The organism is Pseudomonas asgharzadehiana (genome assembly GCF_019139815.1).
GTDB classification, from domain to species: domain Bacteria; phylum Pseudomonadota; class Gammaproteobacteria; order Pseudomonadales; family Pseudomonadaceae; genus Aquipseudomonas; species Aquipseudomonas asgharzadehiana.
In genome coordinates, this window is sequence record NZ_CP077079.1 from 3,511,897 (window position 1) to 3,530,353 (window position 18,457).

Below are 18,457 nucleotides of genomic sequence, written 5' to 3' on the forward strand. Positions count from 1 at the left end.
GCAGGTAGTGGCAAAAAGCCTGCCGAATGGGCGTGAAAAATTTAACTATTCCAATGGTCCTGGCCGCCAGTCCTATACCGCACGCGGTTTCGACATCGACAACCTCATGTATGACGGCATCCCCAGCGGTTACAAAGGCGCATCGGTCGGCGCCCAGCCGAACCTGGCGATGTTCGATCGCGTCGAAGTCGTGCGCGGCGCAACCGGCTTGGTGACCGGCGCGGGCAACCCTTCGGCGGCCATCAACCTGATCCGCAAACGCCCGCTGGATGAACAGAAAGTCACCCTAACCGGGGCCGCCGGCAGCTGGGACGACTACCGTGGCGAACTCGACGCCTCCAGCCCGCTCAATGACAGCGGCACCTGGCGTGGCCGGGTTGTCACCTCGTACCGCGACGCCAACAGCTTTATCGATCACGCCGAGGAGTATCACGGCCTGTTCTACGCCGTCGCCGAGGCCGACTTGAGCGAGGACACCACCCTGACCCTCGGCTATTCGAACCAAAAGGACAAAACCAACTATTTCTGGGGCGCCTCCATGATCGGTCGGGACGGCCATCATTTGGACCTGCCGCGCGCCTACAACCCAGGCACCGATTGGGAGAACAAAGACCAGGAAATCAACACCGTCTTCGCCGAACTGCGCCAGCAACTGGCCAATGACTGGAAGCTGCAAATCAACGCCAACTACGCCGAACAGAATGCGCTGTTCTCCGGCTCTTACCAATCGCGCTGGGCCGCCGACAAGACGCTGGCGCGCACGGTCTACCAGGCCGCCTACGATGAAAACCAGGCCGGCGTCGATGCCTTTGCCAGCGGCCCGTTCCAGGCGTTCGGGCGCACCCATGAACTGGTGGTGGGCGCCAGCCGGCGCATCTACGACATGACCACCCATGACTACAGCCCGTATGACAGCTACTGGCCGCTGACAGCCGGCAAACCGGACTTTCTCCATACCACCGACACCCGTGAAATCACCACCCAGGACGGTTTCTACCTCACCACGCGCCTGAGCCTGGCCGACCCGCTGAAGCTGATCCTCGGCGGGCGCCTGGACTGGTATGACTACGACGCCCATGGCAGCAACGCCAGCGACTACAAGGTCACCCGCAACCTCACGCGCTACGCGGGCCTGATCTACGAGCTGGACGACCAACATTCGGTGTACGTCAGCTACAGCGATATCTTTACCCCGCAGAGTGCCAAGGACACCGCCGGTACGCCGGTCAAGCCGATTGTCGGCAAGAACTACGAGGTCGGCATCAAAGGCGAATACCTCGGTGGCGCGCTGAATGCGAGCGTGGCGCTGTTCCGTGTCGACCAGCAAAACCGCGCCACCAAAGTGACCGTGCAAAACTGCCCACAGACCGAGTGCTACGAAGCCTCCGGCGAGATCCGCAGCCAGGGTATCGACTTCGAACTGCAAGGCGCGCTGACCGACAACTGGCAGGTCGGCGGTGGCTACACCTACGCGCGAACCCATACCATCAAAGATGACGCCAACCCGCAAAAGGTTAACCAGCAGTTCGACACCGACACACCGGAGCACCTGTTCAAACTGACCACCCGCTACAACCTTCAGGGCCCGCTGGAAAAATTCCGCGTGGGCGGCAACATCTCCTGGCAGAGCCGCATGTACAACGACATCGCACTGGCGAATGGCAGCAGCTACCGCCTGCAACAGGGCGCCTATGCCGTCACCGACCTGATGGCCGGCTACAAGGTCAACGAACACATAGACCTGCAACTCAACGCCAACAACATTTTCGACCGCCGCTACTACTCCACCATCGCCAACTCCGCGGACTACGGCGGCGACGCCTACGGCAACCCACGCAACATGATGCTGACGGCCAAGTACACGTTCTGACCGATAGGCATAGGTATCTACCCAACTTTCGCTGAGCGAAAAATCCAGGGCCAATAGGCTGTTGGGGTGAGCGGGCGTGTCCCGCGCGGGGCTGCACAGCCCCGCTGAACCTCGACAGCTTCGCCCGTGAGTAGCCGGCGGCGAACCTGGAGCGCGCTACGGTAAAGATACTTAGGCAGCGGTCGATTAGGGACTAGACTACCGGAGCAAGTTGAAAGCAGTTTGACGGCGATAGACATTCACAAAAACGTTTTGATTCGAGCGCAATGGGCAGCCGTTGTGAACCATGCTAATTGGCAAATACCAGGCTGCGCAGGAGCGTATCGAACTCAGTCATTTAGCATGCAAGCACTTTTTCTATGAACGGACGCAGAGGAAATTTTGCTATGACTGATACACGTCTCACGTATTTGGGTCGCGACCTTGTTGAACCATGTGATATCAGGTCCGCCAGAGACATATTGTTATCCAGTGATATATTCAAGCACTCCCCACGTATGAGTCGCTTGCTGACTTACCTGGTTGAACAGGCGATTCGGGAGTCCGTGCGGGATACCAGTGAATACGCCATTGGCATCGGTGTATTTGACCGAAACCCGGTTTCGTACAGCACGGGGGACGACCCGGTGGTTCGCGTTCAAGTGGGCCGCTTAAGGGCGAAATTGAAGAATTACTATGCCACTTACGGTGCAGACGCGAAGTTGAGAATAGTGATTCCCCTGGGGTGTTACATGCCGACTTTCCAGCGCTGCTCGATCAATCTCGACGGCGCTCAAACCGCCAGTGTGTTTTGTATCTGCCCCTTCAAATGTCTTTCTTCAAACGCAGGCTGGCTCTGTTTTACCGAAGGGCTGCACGAAGAATTGACCCACCACTTATACAAAAACCTGGGACGAAAAATAATCGTCGATTATGCAGGCACTCGCACCCTTTACGCGCCCGATAAAACCATTGCCGCGTTTGCGCATGAGGGCATTGGTCACCGCCTGGAAGGCAGCGTTCATGTTGATTCAGAGCGCGTTAGAACGTCCGTGCGTTTGATCGACGTGACAACCGGCTATGTGGCCTGGTCGGAACAATTCAATCGCGCGGCCTACACCGCGATCGCCCATCAACAGGAACTGGCGTCGTCAATCTGTCATGCCCTCCAGGGTTTTCTTGCGGTAGACGGCGGTGTAACACCAGGGCGCGCCGTGGCCACTTAACGGCGACGCATTGTTACGGTAACGATACTTACCCTTGCTGACACCTCTCCCTAACCTGCGAATTGAATCACCGGGATGCGCAAAACAGTCCGGTGATTCAACTAAACAGTCGCGCGGATCAAGCGGCTGACAAACTTTAATGCGTTAGGGATTAACGGTGAAAAAATGACGACGTTCACGATAGAGTTTGACTTCAACTCAGCCGATCAAAAGGCCGTACTCAAGGAGTTGCAGACCCAGGGTTACAACCTGTTGGCCTATAAGGGCGCAGTAGGTCCTAACCAACTCACCACGGGTGTACCGACGTGGTTCGCTGTACCGTTCGGCACTATGTTCGGGTTAGTCGATATCGACTACCAGCCTATGTACAAGCTGTACGTCACCACCCAAGGTAACATCGCGGCCGATACGACGATTCAAATGCAGTCGATCTCCACCGCGTTGCCACTTGGCAGTGCGCAAACCTTCAATCAGGACGGCACCTTCGTTTCTGGCGGCGTCGCCAGCGTGCCCGCCGACAGCCTGGGGCTGTTCAATAATCGCCCTTCGGGTACCCCGCCCCTGACGGTGGGCCTTGCGGGCCTCGTGACCACTCCCTCGGGCACCCAATACCTGCCGTTCTGTGCCTTCACGTTGAACCCTCAGGGCTCGATCGTGATGAAACCACTGGAAAACATCCTGCTGGTAGCCGCACAGCAAAACCTGCAGTCGGGTAACGTACAGGCCGTAGTCTCGGCGCCGGGCTGCACCTTCTCTTTTTCCGCCAGTACCATCGAATACGATCTGCAAGTGTTGGCGAGCACTTACACCATTACCAACCTGGCCGGGACGCCGTCGGTGTCTCCGGTCAGCTCAGGGTCGACCATTGGCACCATTATTAACTCGGGCGGCTGATCGGGATTAATGACTGGGTATCGCCCGTTTGCGTTTCAGCGCAAACGGGTTTTTTATTCCTGTAGAGGTGTCCCGTGGCTCGATACAAGCCGTGGCTTCGGTTATGCGCAGGCGTTGCAGCAGGCTTGTTTGCCCTCATTAGCCAGGCGGGGACATTACAGCTCACCCTCTACCTGGATACCGATGCGAGGAGGTTTTTGAATGCCAATAATCAATCGATTGTCATCGCCGTGCCCAACCCGGCCTCCGAGGCGAATAACACCGTCATTGCGATCACTTTACCGCCCCCCATCGGCGACTCGATGAACCTGGTGATTGAACAGGACGCCAACCTTTATATAGCCAATGGCACCGTCGCCTCTGTCGAGGTGATTAATATGGGCATGACAAGCCCCGTCGCCTATGGCAACAGCTATGTCTTCAACGGCGTGCAAATTAATGGAAACGGCAAAGGCAAGGACGGCAGTATCGGTATCTACTACGATGCTCCCCCCGACTCGCAGGCGTTGATCACGGGGTTGGCGCTCTATATTTACGACAGCGCATCCGGCAAACCCGACACGCCGTCAGCGCTCAACCTCTTCACGCTGAACCGCTTTCAGACTCGCTATATTTCACAGCCAACAGCGGTTGTATGGGCGTTGGTAGGCAGCGATATCAGTAGCGGCAGTGTGTTGCCGACCAGCGTATTCACCCCTCTATTCGCTTACTCATCGTATTCCTACGCCTCGGTTGGCGTGAGCTCAACGTTCCAACTCAGTCGATACCTGCAAGTACCGTTCGATGCACAGAATCAGGCTGGCATTCACTTTGATACGTCCATCAATGCGTTCTCCCCGGGCCCTTATCCCAAGTAGCGTTACGGTAACGATACTTACCGACATTCGACCGCCCGTCATAGCCTGCAACGGTGGGTTCGGCACTGGGCCCCGCTTCTTAATAACGCAAAAGGGATGGATACCACTATGACGCAAGTGTATAGCTCAGCGACCAACACAGTCGTTGCCAACGGCGGGCCTTACGTAAGTGCAGGCACGCTTCTTTGGGATGTTCCAAACTGCCTTCCCCTGACCGGGCCTACGGTGAATGATCGTTACCTCCTCAGAGACGGGAATCGACCACAGATCTCGGTCATCTGCATTGCCCAGGGCGCACCCGGAATCCAGATGGCGAGGTTCAAGGAGGTCTAGCCACGCGGTAAGAGCCAGTTCTTGAAGTCGTACGACCTCTAGGACAGAACTGGCTCAGCCTTATCTATCCCCGCCAAACAAACCACGCATAAAACCCAGCAAAAAAAGCCGAAAATGCCCAGCATTAAGGCCGCACTCTAAAATTCCTCCTTGCCCCTGCCCTCCAAACGCGCTAAAAAAGCCCCTCAAGTCGTACGACAACCTAACAATAAATAGCCATTCTCGACAATGGCGCCATTGCCCGAGTTCTGATCATGACACCCCCTGCCCCCGCTCTCTTCTCCCGACCTATCGCGGTATTGATTCTGCTCTGCATGGGCTGCGCCTTCGCCGGCAATCATGTCGCTGCGCGCGTTGCCTTTGACGATGGCGCCGGTGTGCTGCTGGCGATTTTGCTGCGCTCCGGCGGCACGTTGTTGGTGCTGGCCGGGTGGGTGCTGTGGCAACGCCAAAGTCTGCGCCTGCCGCCGGGTGCCTGGCGTTGGCAAGTGCTGTTGGGCCTGCTCATCGCCACTCAAAGCCTGTGCCTGTATTCCGCCGTAGCCCGTATACCGGTCGCGCTGGCGTTGCTGGTAGCCAACGTGTTTCCGATGTTGCTGGCACTGCTTACCTGGGCATTGGGTGGCCCGCGCCCCACTGCTCGCACTGCGTTGCTGATGGGGTTGATCCTGGTGGGGCTGGTGTTTGTACTGGACGTGCCCGGGCGCCTGTCGAGCGAGGCCGGCAATGGCCCGCAATGGCTGGTCGGCGTCGCCCTGGCCTTCTGCGCCGCCTGGGTATTTGCCTGCGCGCTGTGGATCACCGACCACAAGTTGTCCCAGGTACGCGGTTCCGTGCGCAGCCTGCTGACGATCTTCATCGTGTTCGCCAGCGTCAACTTTGCGGGCCTGAGTGGCGCCCTGCCCGGCGGCCTCGACACGCCGGCAACCGCGACCGGCTGGCTGGCGCTGGCCACGTTGGTGGTGCTGTATGGCACCGCCTTTATCGTGTTGTTCATGTCGGTACCTCGCCTGGATATGCCGCGAAACGCGCCGGTCATGAACATTGAGCCGCTGGCGACGCTGCTGATGGGCTGGATCGTGCTCGACCAACTGCTCAGCGTCGGGCAGATGCTGGGGGGTGTCATTGTGGTGACGGCCATCGTGCTGCTGACTTATCGCACGTCGCCCCGCCCGCCCGTCAAGGCGCAGGTCTTGCCTGGATCGAGCCCATCAGGTCGCTGCTGACTATGCAGAGGCCTCTTTTGAACGTCGCCACCTGAGCGCCGCCTCGGATAATCAGCGCTCTATTGGCGCATCCCGAGGCGTTTCCCCATGACGAGCCCTTCCACCGAACAGGTCAGCCCCCAAACCTTGCGAAAGGTGATCATCGCCGCCGGCATCGGTAACTTCGTCGAATGGTTTGACTTCGCCGTCTACGGTTTCCTCGCCACCACCATCGCCCAGCAGTTCTTCCCCAGCGGCGATGCCAGCGCGGCGCTGCTCAAGACCTTCGCGGTATTTGCCGTGGCCTTCGCCTTTCGACCCCTGGGCGGGATTTTTTTCGGCATGCTCGGCGACCGCATTGGCCGCAAGCGCACCCTGGCCATGACGATCCTGCTGATGGCCGGCGCCACAACCTTGATCGGCCTGCTCCCCACCTACGCTGCCATCGGTGTCACGGCGCCGATTCTGTTGTCGCTGATCCGCTGCGCTCAGGGCTTCTCGGCCGGGGGCGAATACGCCGGGGCCTGTGCCTATCTGATGGAGCACGCGCCCAGCGACAAACGCGCCTGGTACGGCAGCTTCGTGCCGGTGTCGACGTTCTCGGCCTTCGCCGCCGCAGCAGTGGTGGCGTATGCCCTTGAAGCGTCATTGTCTGGCGAAGCGATGGGCAGTTGGGGCTGGCGCCTGCCGTTCCTGATCGCCGCACCGTTGGGTCTGGTGGGGCTTTACCTGCGTTGGAAACTGGATGAGACGCCCGCCTTCCAGGCCGTGAAACAGGAACACGCGGTCGCCCATTCGCCGCTCAAGGACACCCTGCGTCACCATGCTGCGGCGATCTGCTGCCTGGGCGCTTTTGTATCGCTGACGGCGCTGTCGTTTTATATGTTCACCACCTACTTCGCGACGTACCTGCAAGTGGCGGGCGGGCTGAGTCGGGCGGTTGCGTTGCTGGTGTCGCTGATTGCCCTGATTTTCGCAGCGGCCATTTGCCCGCTGGCCGGGCTGTATTCGGACCGAGTGGGGCGTCGGGTCACGGTGATGACAGCGTGTCTATTGTTGATGGTGGTGGTGTACCCCTCGTTCTTGATGGCCAGTTCCGGTTCGTTCGCGGCGTCGGTCGTCGGCGTGATGTTGCTGGCGGTGGGTGCGGTGTTATGTGGGGTGGTCACGGCGGCGTTGCTGTCGGAAACTTTCCCCACCCGTACGCGATATACCGCCTCGGCGATCACCTACAACATGGCCTATACGATCTTCGGCGGCACCGCGCCGCTGATGGCGACCTGGTTGATCAGCACCACGGGCAGCAACCTGTCACCGGCGTTTTATCTGATCGCGGTGGCGTTGCTGGCGCTGGCCGGCGGGTTGGCGTTGCCGGAGACGTCGAGAATTTCCCTGCATGACGTGGGCTCGGAGGAAAAAGGCGCAGCGCCGTTGCCCTCGCGTTAGGTTCGCGCGTTGCCGCTCAACGATGTCGAACACCGGCGAGACTGCGCGACCTACCCCTGGTTTCATCCTGCCTGGTAATCGGCGACCAGCTTGTCCAAAAACACAAACAGCTTCTGGTTCATTTCAGCGTAATCGTTATCTCGCAACTCGGCGGGCTGCTGAACAAAGCGGTGGTCGGTGAGCGTTCGCAATTGCGCTTCAGAGGCCTGGATCAACAATTCCACGACGTCTCTGGTGAGTTCCATATGGCATTGAAAGCCATACACCAAAGGCGTGTATTCGACGATCTGACGCGGGCAACCCTCGCTGTGGGCAATGACTTTGGCATCCGGGGTAAGCCCTGGCATGTCGTTGTGCCAATGGCCGACGTCCAAGGTGCTTCCAAAGTGCGAAAACTTTGGATTAGCCAACCCCTCAGCGGTCAGGGAAATCGCAAATTTGCCGATTTCCTTCTCGGGGCTGTGGTCGAAAGCGGCCCCCAATGCCTCGCCTATCAATTGCGACCCCAGGCAAACCCCAACCACAGCGCGTCGCGACAAAATGGCGGTGTGAATGAGCTGACACTCGGCCGCGGCGTCGAAATGCGCGCATTGTGCGGGCGTAGTCGCCGGGTCTTGTGGGCCACCCAGCACCACCAACAGGTCGAATGAGCCCGCATCGGCCGGCAGCGCTTCATTCAGGTAGACGCGCGAATACGTCGCTTGATAACCGCGAGCGGTTACCCAGCCTTCAAATGCACCGGGGGCTTCGTAAGACTCATGCACCAGAAAATGGACGTTCAATTCTTCACCTTTAAAATGAGCGCAGGCCGCACGGCTACCAGGGGTCAATGCCTTATCCGACCAGCCCGGAAAGACACAAGGCGCATACTAATGACACATTGTGTCACTTACAAGCTCAAAGCGATTGCAACGGCACGTAAATATCGGTCTGCCACTGATCCTGCGGTGTCTCGGGGAAAACACTCAGGTACTCGAAGAACAGCGGGTGGTCGCGAAGCTCCTCGCCACTGCCGGGCAGCCAATCGCGATAGATCGGATAAATCGATTCTGCGATGTGATCCGGCGAGCCCGTATGCCGCACCACGACGCAACGCCCGCCGGGGATAACGCGCTCAGTCACGCCAAACTCATTCGCGCTTACCGCCTCGCGCACTTCGCCGCAGATCGCAAACCGGAACTCATCGGCCGGGGTCGTATCAGGGTTACCGAACGCAATACCAAAACTGCGACTGGATGCCACCGGCGACTGTCCACTGCGCAGGCGCCACTGGATAAATTGACCCACGCTTTCACTCACCCGCGCTGGCGCACCGCAGTGCTCGAGGACGGCAACCCTGACGGCTTGAAACTCTACAATTCTTACCTGCATGACAACGCTCCTGGAAAAATGAGGGATGGCGAATACCGCGTTCCACACATGCCAATCCGGTCGTTTTCGAAAGGCGCTCGGCGCCATACCGAACGCCCGCCTGAATGCTCTGGAAAACGCTTCGGGGCTTTCGAAGCCCGCCCCAACGGCGGCGTCCAGCACCGAATAATCAGCCCTGGAAGACAAGCCGTGCGCCGCGCGCCGTAGTCGCATCAGTTGCACATAACGTGAAACCGGCACGCCCACGAACGCGGTGAATTGCCGGTGAAAGTGAAACGTCGAAAAATTCGCCACACGGCTCAACGTCTTCACGCACAGGTCGCCTTCAAGGTTCGCCTCGATAAAGGCGAGTACCGCATCGAAACGTTTGCTGTAGGCGGCATTGCTCGGCAAGTCAGACACTGGATAAAGGCTCCTGGATATACGCCAGGCACTAGCTTGGGCGATTGCATCGACCCGCGCCTAGCCGTGTTTGCTCAAATGGACGCCCGGCATTTACGCGGGGTTATGCCTGTGGTTTCAACGCGAAGTCGCTTGCAGAGCCAACGCGCGCATTGTCCAGCCGCCTCACGCCACTTGATGCCACGAAGGACCTGAAAAAAACTAGACTCCTGGGACCACTCACTCCGTGGAGAGCCAACATGACTGCTAAAAACACCCTCTGCCTCTGGTACAACGGCACCGCCGAGGAGGCTGCCAACTTTTACGCCAAGACCTTCCCCGACAGCGCGGTGAACGCCGTACGCCGGGCGCCGAGTGATTTCCCGTCCGGCAAACGAGGCGACGTACTGACCGTCGAATTCACCGTACTGGGCATCCCTTGCATCGGCTTGAACGGCGGCCCGATGTTTACCCATAGCGAGGCGTTCTCGTTCCAGATCGCCACCGATGATCAGGCCGAAACGGATCGATACTGGAACGCCATTATCGACAACGGCGGCCAGCCCAGCGCTTGCGGCTGGTGCAAGGACAAGTGGGGGTTGTCGTGGCAAATCACGCCTCGCGTGTTGACGGATGCGGTGGCACACACCGATCCGCAAATAGCTCGGCGTGCGTTTGAAGCGATGATGACCATGACAAAAATCGACATTGCCGCCATCGAAGCCGCCGTGGCTGGGCATTCAGCAGGTCATACTTGACACATTTGCTGACATCCCCTGAAGATGGAGCCCTTCTTCAGGGTGTGTCAGCTTATGTCCGCAACCACGTGGGTTAACCTTTACGTCATTGGCTCGGTTGCCAAGGCGCAAGGTTGCGTGGCGCACGCCCTCAAATCGAAGAAACAGTCGCTCATGTGACCGGGGCGCGCTGTCCCGTCAGATGAGCTGACAGGACATTGAGCGCGGACTCCCTCCCCCCTTGCACAATTGCCCCTGCCCTTCTGACGGTGACTTGACTGGTCCATCCTCAGGAGAAAATGCATGTCATCGTTTCAAGGTATCTGGGTTCCCGTAGTCACACCGTTCAATCACGGCGCCATCGACTTCATCGGCCTGCGCCGGCTGGTCGGCCATCTGCTGGAAAAGCACGTGGCCGGGATCATGGTGTGCACCACCACCGGCGAAGCTGCCGCGCTCAGCCGAGAGGAACAACTGGCGGTGCTGGATGCGGTGTTGCAAGTGGCGCCCGCGCACCGTGTGGTGATGGGCCTGGCAGGCAATAACCAGATTGAGTTGTTGGGGTTTCAGAGCGAAATCCTCAAGCGCCCGGTGGCGGGCTTGCTGGTGCCGGCGCCAAGTTACATCCGCCCGTCCCAGGCCGGCCTTGCGGCGTTCTTTCGCACCGTGGCGGATGCGTCCAGCGTGCCGATCATTCTCTACGATATTCCCTACCGCACCGGCGCGACCTTTGAGCAGGCCACCTTGCTGAGCATCGTCGCCCATGAGCGCATCGTGGCGATCAAGGACTGTGGCGGCAACCTGGGTAATACCTTGGCGCTGTTGGCCAGTGGTGAAGTGGACGTGTTGTGCGGCGAGGATGTGCAGATCTTCAACGCCCTGTGCCTGGGTGCCACGGGGGCGATTGCGGCGTCGGCCCATGTGCGCACCGAAGAGTTCGTGGCGCTGTGCCAGCAAGTACGGGATAACCAATGGGTCGAAGCGCGGGCCACGTTCTTCGCATTGTTGCCGCTGATCAACACCTTGTTCATTGAACCCAACCCGGCCCCCGTGAAGGCCGCCCTGGCGTTACAGGGCTTGATCGGCAGCGAGTTGCGGGCACCGCTGCAAAGCGCCAGCGACGCGACCCGGACTCAACTGAACAGCCTGCTCAGCTAGCCCCGCGAGCAACCAAGAACCCATGTGGGAGGGGTTTGCGCCCTCCCACATTGTTGAAACGCCTACATCAGCCTGCCGAGGTGACGCGAGCCCGCGCGCTGTGCAGCTTTTTGTAGCTCTCGATCAAACGCAGATGCCGGTCCAGCCCTTCCAGCTTGATGCTGGTCGGCGTCAAGCCGTAGAACCGCACGCTGCCGTCCACCGACCCCATCACTGCGTCCATGCGCTCATCGCCGAACATGCGGCGCAAGTTGACCGCGTAATCCGCCCGTTCCAGGTCGTCGTCCAGTTCTATCTCCAGCACCGCGTTCATCGCCTGATAGAACAGCCCACGTTCGGCGGTATTGTCGTTGTACTGCAGGAACATCTCTACGCATTCCTTGGCTTCTTCATACTGCTTCAAGGCCAGGAAAATCAGCAGCTTCAACTCCAGGATGGTCAGTTGGCCCCACGCCGTGTTGTCGTCGAACTCGATGCCGATCAGCGTGGTGATGTCGGTGTAGTCGTCCAGCTCGCTTTCGATCAGGCGCTCGACCAACGCTTGCAGCTCGTCCTCGTCAAGGCTGTGCAGGTTGAGGATATCGGCGCGGAAGAACAGCGCTTTGTTGGTGTTGTCCCAGATCAGATCGTCCACCGGGTAGATTTCCGAGTAATCCGGTACCAGGATGCGGCAGGCGGTGGCGCCGAGGTGTTCGTACACCGCCATATAGGTTTCTTTGCCCATGCCTTCGAGAATGCCGAACAAGGTCGCGGCCTCTTGGGCGTTGGAGTCTTCGCCCTCGCCCGAGAAGTCCCATTCGACAAATTCATATTCCGACTGCGCGCTGAAAAAACGCCACGACACCACGCCGCTGGAATCGATGAAGTGTTCGACGAAGTTGTTCGGCTCAGTCACGGCCTGGGCTTCGAAGGTCGGCTGCGGCAAGTCGTTCAAGCCTTCGAAACTGCGGCCTTGCAGCAGTTCGGTAAGGCTGCGCTCCAGCGCCACTTCCAGGCTTGGGTGAGCGCCGAACGAGGCAAACACGCCGCCGGTGCGCGGGTTCATCAAGGTCACGCACATCACCGGGAATTCACCGCCCAGCGACGCGTCCTTGACCAGTACCGGGAAGCCCTGGGCCTGCAAGCCCTCAATGCCCGCCACAATGCCTGGGTACTTGGCCAGCACCTCGGCCGGCACGTCCGGCAGGGCAAATTCCCCTTCGATGATTTCGCGCTTGACCGCCCGCTCGAAGATCTCCGACAGGCATTGCACCTGGGCTTCGGCCAAGGTGTTGCCCGCGCTCATACCGTTGCTCAGGTAAAGGTTTTCGATCAGGTTGGACGGGAAGTACACCACCTCGCCATCCGACTGGCGCACGAACGGCAGCGAAACAATGCCACGCGCTTCGTTGCCCGAGTTGGTGTCGAACAGGTGCGAGCCGCGCAACTCGCCTTCGCGGTCGTAGACCTTGCGGCAGTAGGCGTCGAGGATTTCGCTGGGCAATTCGTCGTTGGGTCCCGGTTGGAACCAGCGCTCATCCGGATAGTGAACGAACGGCGCGTTGGCCAGTTCCTCACCCCAGAACTGGTCGTTATAGAAGAAGTTGCAATTGAGCCGCTCGATAAACTCGCCCAGCGCCGACGCCAAGGCGCCCTCTTTGGTCGCGCCCTTGCCGTTGGTGAAGCACATCGGCGAGTGCGCATCGCGAATATGCAGCGACCACACGTTAGGCACGATATTGCGCCACGAGGCGATCTCGATCTTCATCCCCAGGCCGGCGAGGATCCCCGACATATTGGCGATGGTCTGCTCCAGCGGCAGGTCCTTGCCGGCAATGTACGTGCCCCCTTGCGAGGTACTGCCGGGCATCAACAAGGCCTGGGCATCGGCGTCGAGGTTTTCCACTTCCTCGATCACAAACTCCGGCCCGGCCTGCACCACTTTCTTCACGGTGCAACGGTCGATGGAGCGCAGGATGCCCTGGCGGTCCTTATCGGAAATATCCGCCGGCAACTCCACCTGGATTTTGAAGATCTGGTTATAGCGGTTTTCCGGGTCGACGATATTGTTCTGCGACAGGCGAATATTGTCGGTGGGGATATTGCGGGTCTGGCAGTACAACTTCACAAAGTACGCCGCGCACAACGCCGACGAAGCGAGGAAATAGTCGAATGGCCCCGGCGCCGAACCATCGCCCTTGTAGCGAATGGGTTGGTCGGCAATCACCGTGAAGTCATCGAACTTGGCTTCAAGCCGGAGGTTGTCGAGAAAGTTGACCTTGATTTCCATGGGGGCACACCAGAATACGGGCTAAACAAAAATGGCGGCCATTATGAGGTTTTTCGTCGACTGATTTCAGGCTTTTGACCAATGGCGGGAGAAATAGCCCATGTGCATTAATCTTCTGCCGGTTAGTGCCGATGCACTGGGTGCAACCAGGGAGTAGTCGGAATGCGCAATAACCAGCCCGTAACACAACGCGAAATTTCACTCGCACCATCGCAAAAACTTATCTCTGCCACCGATACGCAGGGTGGCATCACCTACTGTAACGATGCTTTTGTCGAGATCAGTGGCTTTGAACGAGCCGACCTGATCGGCGCCCCGCAGAACATCGTGCGTCACCCCGACGTACCGCCGGCCGTCTTTGCGCACATGTGGAGTGCGCTGAAAAAAGGCCTGCCGTGGATGGGGATCGTCAAGAACCGCTCGAAAAACGGCGACCATTACTGGGTCAACGCGTACGTTACGCCGATCTTCGAAGGCAGCCGGGTGGTGGGTTTCGAGTCGGTGCGGGTCAAGCCCAGCGCCGACGAAATCCGTCGCGCCCAGGCGCTGTATCGACGCCTGGGCCAAGGCAAATCCGGCGTTTCGCTGCAGGATGCCTGGCTGCCGGCGCTTTTGAGCTGCGCGCCCTATGCCGTCACCGGTGTTGCCGGCGCCCTCGGCGGGCTGTTCCTCAGCGCACCGGCCGCCATCGCCGTGGCGGTGGCCGTCGCGGTACCGGTGGGCATGCTCTGCGCACGCTGGCGCCAAGGCAGCACCTTGCGTTTGTTGGAGGGGGTCGAACCCTCGACGTCGGATGCCTTGATCGCCCAGATGTACAGCGACGCACGCGGCCCTCAAGCGCGGTTGGAAACAGCATTCCTCAGCCAGCATGCACGCCTGAAAACCTGCCTCACGCGCCTACAGGACAGTGCCGAACAACTCAGCGCGCTGGCCGGGCAATCCGATCAATTGGCGACCGCCAGTTCCAGGGGCCTTGACCGTCAGCGCGTCGAAACCGAACAGGTCTCGGCGGCGGTCAACCAGATGGCGGCCACCACCCAGGAAGTCGCGAGCCATGTGCAACGTACCGCCGACGCCACCCAGCAAGCCAATGTGCTGACCGGCCGCGGCCGCGAAGTGGCGCGCGATACCCGCGAGGCCATCGAGCGATTGTCTACCGTGGTCGGCGAGACGGGCGCCACCGTGGCGCAACTGGCCCGCGACAGCGATGAAATCGGCAGCGTGGTGGACGTGATCAAAGGCATCGCCGATCAGACCAACCTGCTGGCGCTCAACGCCGCCATCGAAGCCGCCCGCGCGGGCGAACAAGGCCGTGGCTTTGCCGTGGTGGCCGATGAAGTGCGCCAACTGGCACAGCGCACCTCGCAGTCCACGACGCAGATCCACGCCCTGATCACCCAATTGCAAGCGTCTTCCAACAATGCCGTGCTCAGCATGGAAAACGGCCAACGCCAGGCCCAGGAAGGCGTGGCCTGGGTGCTGGAAGCGGATCAGGCGTTGGTGGGCATCAGCGAAGCGGTGTCGCACATTACGGAGATGACCACCCAGATCGCCGCCGCCACCGAAGAACAAAGTGCCGTCGCCGAGGAGATCAGCCGCAACATCACCACCATCGCCGAGTTGGCCGACCAGACCTCGCTGCAAGCCCATCAATCCACCGGGTTGAGCAAAGAGCTGACCAACACCGCCGCCACTCAATATGCGCTGGTAGAACGTTTCAATCGCTGAGTAAAACGCGACGGGGCTTGAGCGCGTTGACCAGACGCGCTCAACCGCGAGACTGCACGAACAACCGGGCTTTACGCGTCAACTGATCCAGGTGCCGATCCCGCTGTTTCTCAGCGTCCACCATGGCGCGCTTGCCGTGTTTCTGCAGCAGGTAGGTGTGGATCTGGCGCACCTCCAGCGAGCTGTAGATCGGCGCGACATCCAGCACGCCCATCAAGCCATCGGTGGCGTAGTCGCGGGTGTTCATCAGCACTTGGGTGCCGCGCGCAGCGCGTACTTGAAAACCCATGGCTTCGAAGGCCGCGACCTTTTCCACCGCACAGGCCAGTTCGGCATGGGGGTAGCGCGCGAGCACGTCCTGCATCATGCCCCGCGCCACGCCCTGTCGGCGGCAACCGGCCTGCACCGCCATAAAGGCAATGCCGCACGCCTGGGGATCATCCTTGACCGGCAAGCACAACAAAAAGCCGAGAACCCGCTCGGCATCCTGCGCATCGGTGGCGACGATCAGTTCCACTGCAATGCCCTTGTCGCCCTTCAGCGCCTCCAGGTACAGGTGCACTTCAAAGCCAATCGCATACTGGTAGATGTTGTAGAGCAGGTTGCTCGGCGGCAGCGCCACGCTACTGATGTCGGTGAGGTTGTCCACCACCAGTTGCAGGATCTGGCCATTGATGGTCTCGGGGCACGGCGTGGTGTAGCGGGTAAGGCTGAACATGCAAATTCCTGGGTTTCGCGTCAAGGCGGCGGCGATTGTACCCGTTGCGCAGGGGTTATTGCCCACACACCTCACGCAAGCAGCCACGCAGCCAACGATGGGCGAGGTCCGCGTCCAGCCGTGGGTGCCAGAGCATCGCCACGGTGAAGGTCGGCAAGCTGACCGGCAGTGCAAAGCAGAACAGGTCGTGGCGGTGGGCGGTGTAGCGCTCGGGCACGCTGGCGATCAAGTCGCCGTCGCGTGCCAGGGCCATGGCCGTGGAGAAGCCGGCGACGATGCTGGTGATCTGTCGCGTGAAGCCCAAGCGCTCGAGCGCAGCGTCGATCTGACCACGGTCCTGCCCGCGACGCGAGACGTAGACGTGCCGGCCCTCGGCAAAACGCTGTGCGCTGATGGCGCCCCGGCTAAGGGGATGGCCCTTGCGCACCACGCCGATCAAGCGGTCGCGAAACAGCGCCTGGGTCAACACTTCGGGGCTGGCGGCGGGGTCGACCACACCCGTTTCCAGATCCACCCGGCCATCGCGCAGCAAGGCGCTGTCCTTGTCGGTCTTGTTGACGAAGCGCAGGCGCACCCCAGGCGCCTCTTGGGCGATACGCGCGAGCAACGCCGGGCCCACGTGCTCGACGAACTCTTCACTGGTGCGCAGGGTGAAGGTGCGCTCTACCTGATGCATATCCAGGCTCAACGTCGGGCGCAACACGGCGTGTGCGTCCTGCACCAGACGGCTGACCTGTTCGCGCAACTCCAGCGCTCGCGGGGTTGGCACCAGGCCACGACCGGCACGCACCAGCAGCGGGTCGCCGGTGGTGTCGCGCAGACGCGCCAGCGCACGGCTCATGGCCGAGGCACTCAGGCCCAGGCGCTTGGCTGCGCCGGCAACGCTGCCTTCGGCGAGCAGCACATCCAGGGTGATCAGCAGATTCAGATCGGGCATCAGCGCTCCTTGGCAGGCGTCATATGCAGGTATTGAGTGCAAACCATGCGCCTTCCGCCATGTTAGGCCACGCCGTAGAGTTGTGACAGTTGCAGTCACTCAAGGAATCTCCCATGCCCTCCTCCCCACGCGGCGGTCTCGTCAGCCTGTCGTTGTCCATGTTGCTGGCGTCCCTCGGCACCAGCATCGCCAATGTCGGCCTTCCCAGCCTGGCGCTGGCGTTCGATGCGTCGTTTCACGCGGTGCAGTGGGTGGTGTTGGCCTACCTGCTGGCGATCACGGCCGTCATCGTCAATGCCGGCCGCCTGGGTGATCGCCTCGGGCGCCGCCGCCTGCTGCTGGGCGGGTTGCTGTTGTTTACTTTCGCCTGCGGCGTATGCGCCGTGGCGCCGTCGCTGAATGCGTTGATCGCCGCGCGGGTCCTGCAAGGGCTGGGCGCGGCGAGCATGATGGCGATGGCCCTGGGCATGGTCGGCGATACCGTCACCAAAGAGCGCACCGGCCGGGCGATGGGCTTGCTCGGCACCGTGTCGGCCGTGGGCACCGCCATGGGGCCCAGCGTGGGTGGGATGCTGCTCAGCCTGTGGAGCTGGCGCGCGTTATTCCTGGCGGGCATGCCCCTGGGGCTGCTGGCGGTGGCGCTGGCGTGGCGCTGCCTGCCGCCGGATCGGCACGGCACGCAGTCAGCCGCGCGGTTGAGCCTCTGGGCGCCGCTCAACGATGCAGCGCTGCGCACAGGCCTGGCAATGAGCACGTTGATCGCCGCCGTGATCATGGCCACCTTTGTGGTCGGGCCGTTTTACCTGTCCCGCGGCCTGGGCCTGGGCCCTGAGTGGATGGGCCTGGCGCTGGCCGTCGGGCCGTGCGTCGCGGCGCTCACCGGCGTACCCGCCGGCCGCCTCACCGACCGCCTCGGCAGCCAGCGCATGACACGCGCCGGGCTGGGCATTCTGCTGTGTGGCGCGCTGCTGCTGTCGTTGACTTCGGGGTTGATTGCCTACCTGGCCGCGCTGATGATCCTGACCACGGGTTACAGCCTGTTCCAGGCCGCCAATAACACAGGCGTCATGAGCGATGTGGAGGCCGCACGCCGGGGGACAATCTCCGGTTTGCTCAACCTGTCGCGCAATCTGGGCCTGATTGTCGGCACCTCGGCCCTGGGCGCGGTGTTCGCCTGGGTCACCCCCAACGTCACCCACGCCGCGCCGCAGGCGGTGACGCATGGCTTGCACGCCACCTTCGCCGTGGCCGTCGGCTTGATCCTGGTCGCCATGGCGATGGCATGGGGCCACACCTGTGCGGCGAACGGCGTGCAGAACACCCGTTGAGGCAAAAAAACAAAAAAGGC

At 60.6% G+C, this 18,457-nt stretch carries 15 protein-coding genes and 1 pseudogene; 11 read left to right on the plus strand and 5 right to left on the minus strand.

The window, feature by feature from the left end; translation table 11 throughout:
• The first annotated feature begins 7 nt into the window (after positions 1-7).
• From KSS96_RS15805 to KSS96_RS15830, 6 genes are all read left to right on the plus strand, one after another.
• Positions 8-1,870: a TonB-dependent siderophore receptor gene (locus KSS96_RS15805; protein WP_137220123.1), complete on the plus strand. Its 1,863-nt coding sequence runs from the start codon at positions 8-10 to the stop codon at positions 1,868-1,870.
• A 497-nt stretch (positions 1,871-2,367) separates the two neighbouring features.
• Positions 2,368-3,075 (plus strand): hypothetical protein, encoded by a 708-nt coding sequence (locus KSS96_RS15810; protein ID WP_223271464.1) that lies wholly within the window; start codon positions 2,368-2,370, stop codon positions 3,073-3,075.
• A gap of 165 nt (positions 3,076-3,240) precedes the next feature.
• On the plus strand, positions 3,241-3,969 hold the full coding sequence (locus tag KSS96_RS15815; RefSeq protein WP_017528451.1) for a hypothetical protein: 729 nt from the start codon (positions 3,241-3,243) through the stop codon (positions 3,967-3,969).
• A gap of 74 nt (positions 3,970-4,043) precedes the next feature.
• Entirely contained in the window at positions 4,044-4,826 is a 783-nt protein-coding gene (locus tag KSS96_RS15820) for a hypothetical protein (RefSeq protein WP_223495731.1), read from the plus strand.
• Between the two features lie 587 nt (positions 4,827-5,413).
• Entirely contained in the window at positions 5,414-6,385 is a 972-nt protein-coding gene (locus KSS96_RS15825) for an EamA family transporter (protein ID WP_032883464.1), read from the plus strand.
• Positions 6,386-6,472: 87 nt separating this feature from the next.
• Entirely contained in the window at positions 6,473-7,810 is a 1,338-nt protein-coding gene (locus KSS96_RS15830) for an MFS transporter (RefSeq protein WP_017528455.1), read from the plus strand.
• A gap of 62 nt (positions 7,811-7,872) precedes the next feature.
• Here KSS96_RS15830 and KSS96_RS15835 read toward each other — a convergent pair whose 3' ends face one another.
• Entirely contained in the window at positions 7,873-8,592 is a 720-nt protein-coding gene (locus tag KSS96_RS15835) for a type 1 glutamine amidotransferase (protein WP_017528457.1), read from the minus strand.
• Between the two features lie 115 nt (positions 8,593-8,707).
• Positions 8,708-9,583, minus strand: a complete 876-nt coding sequence (locus KSS96_RS15840) for an AraC family transcriptional regulator (protein ID WP_065878962.1) — start codon at positions 9,581-9,583, stop codon at positions 8,708-8,710.
• Between the two features lie 239 nt (positions 9,584-9,822).
• Between KSS96_RS15840 and KSS96_RS15845 the strand changes: the two genes are divergently transcribed.
• Positions 9,823-10,320 carry a VOC family protein gene (locus KSS96_RS15845; RefSeq protein ID WP_017528459.1) on the plus strand — a complete coding sequence of 166 codons (498 nt, stop codon included), beginning with the start codon at positions 9,823-9,825 and terminating at the stop codon, positions 10,318-10,320.
• Between the two features lie 282 nt (positions 10,321-10,602).
• The gene (gene dapA / locus KSS96_RS15850; RefSeq protein ID WP_017528461.1) at positions 10,603-11,457 is read left to right on the plus strand and encodes a 4-hydroxy-tetrahydrodipicolinate synthase; all 855 of its coding nucleotides are present in this window, start codon (positions 10,603-10,605) and stop codon (positions 11,455-11,457) included.
• A 67-nt stretch (positions 11,458-11,524) separates the two neighbouring features.
• Here the strand turns inward: dapA and KSS96_RS15855 are convergent, their stop codons facing one another.
• Entirely contained in the window at positions 11,525-13,726 is a 2,202-nt protein-coding gene (locus KSS96_RS15855) for an OsmC domain/YcaO domain-containing protein (RefSeq protein WP_065878960.1), read from the minus strand.
• Positions 13,727-13,888: 162 nt separating this feature from the next.
• On the opposite strand from KSS96_RS15855, the pseudogene KSS96_RS28380 reads away from it, so the two are divergent.
• Both KSS96_RS28380 and KSS96_RS15860 read left to right on the plus strand, forming a co-directional pair.
• A pseudogene (locus tag KSS96_RS28380) lies at positions 13,889-14,161 on the plus strand (PAS domain-containing protein); the annotation flags it as partial.
• A 228-nt stretch (positions 14,162-14,389) separates the two neighbouring features.
• A complete protein-coding gene (locus KSS96_RS15860; protein WP_439653356.1) occupies positions 14,390-15,454 on the plus strand; it encodes a methyl-accepting chemotaxis protein in 1,065 nt (354 codons plus the stop codon).
• Positions 15,455-15,494: 40 nt separating this feature from the next.
• Here KSS96_RS15860 and KSS96_RS15865 read toward each other — a convergent pair whose 3' ends face one another.
• Entirely contained in the window at positions 15,495-16,172 is a 678-nt protein-coding gene (locus KSS96_RS15865) for a GNAT family N-acetyltransferase (RefSeq protein ID WP_017528464.1), read from the minus strand.
• A gap of 55 nt (positions 16,173-16,227) precedes the next feature.
• Positions 16,228-17,109 (minus strand): LysR family transcriptional regulator, encoded by an 882-nt coding sequence (locus tag KSS96_RS15870; RefSeq protein WP_137220125.1) that lies wholly within the window; start codon positions 17,107-17,109, stop codon positions 16,228-16,230.
• Between the two features lie 113 nt (positions 17,110-17,222).
• Between KSS96_RS15870 and KSS96_RS15875 the strand changes: the two genes are divergently transcribed.
• Positions 17,223-18,437 (plus strand): MFS transporter, encoded by a 1,215-nt coding sequence (locus tag KSS96_RS15875; RefSeq protein WP_217855068.1) that lies wholly within the window; start codon positions 17,223-17,225, stop codon positions 18,435-18,437.
• Positions 18,438-18,457: the final 20 nt, after the last annotated feature.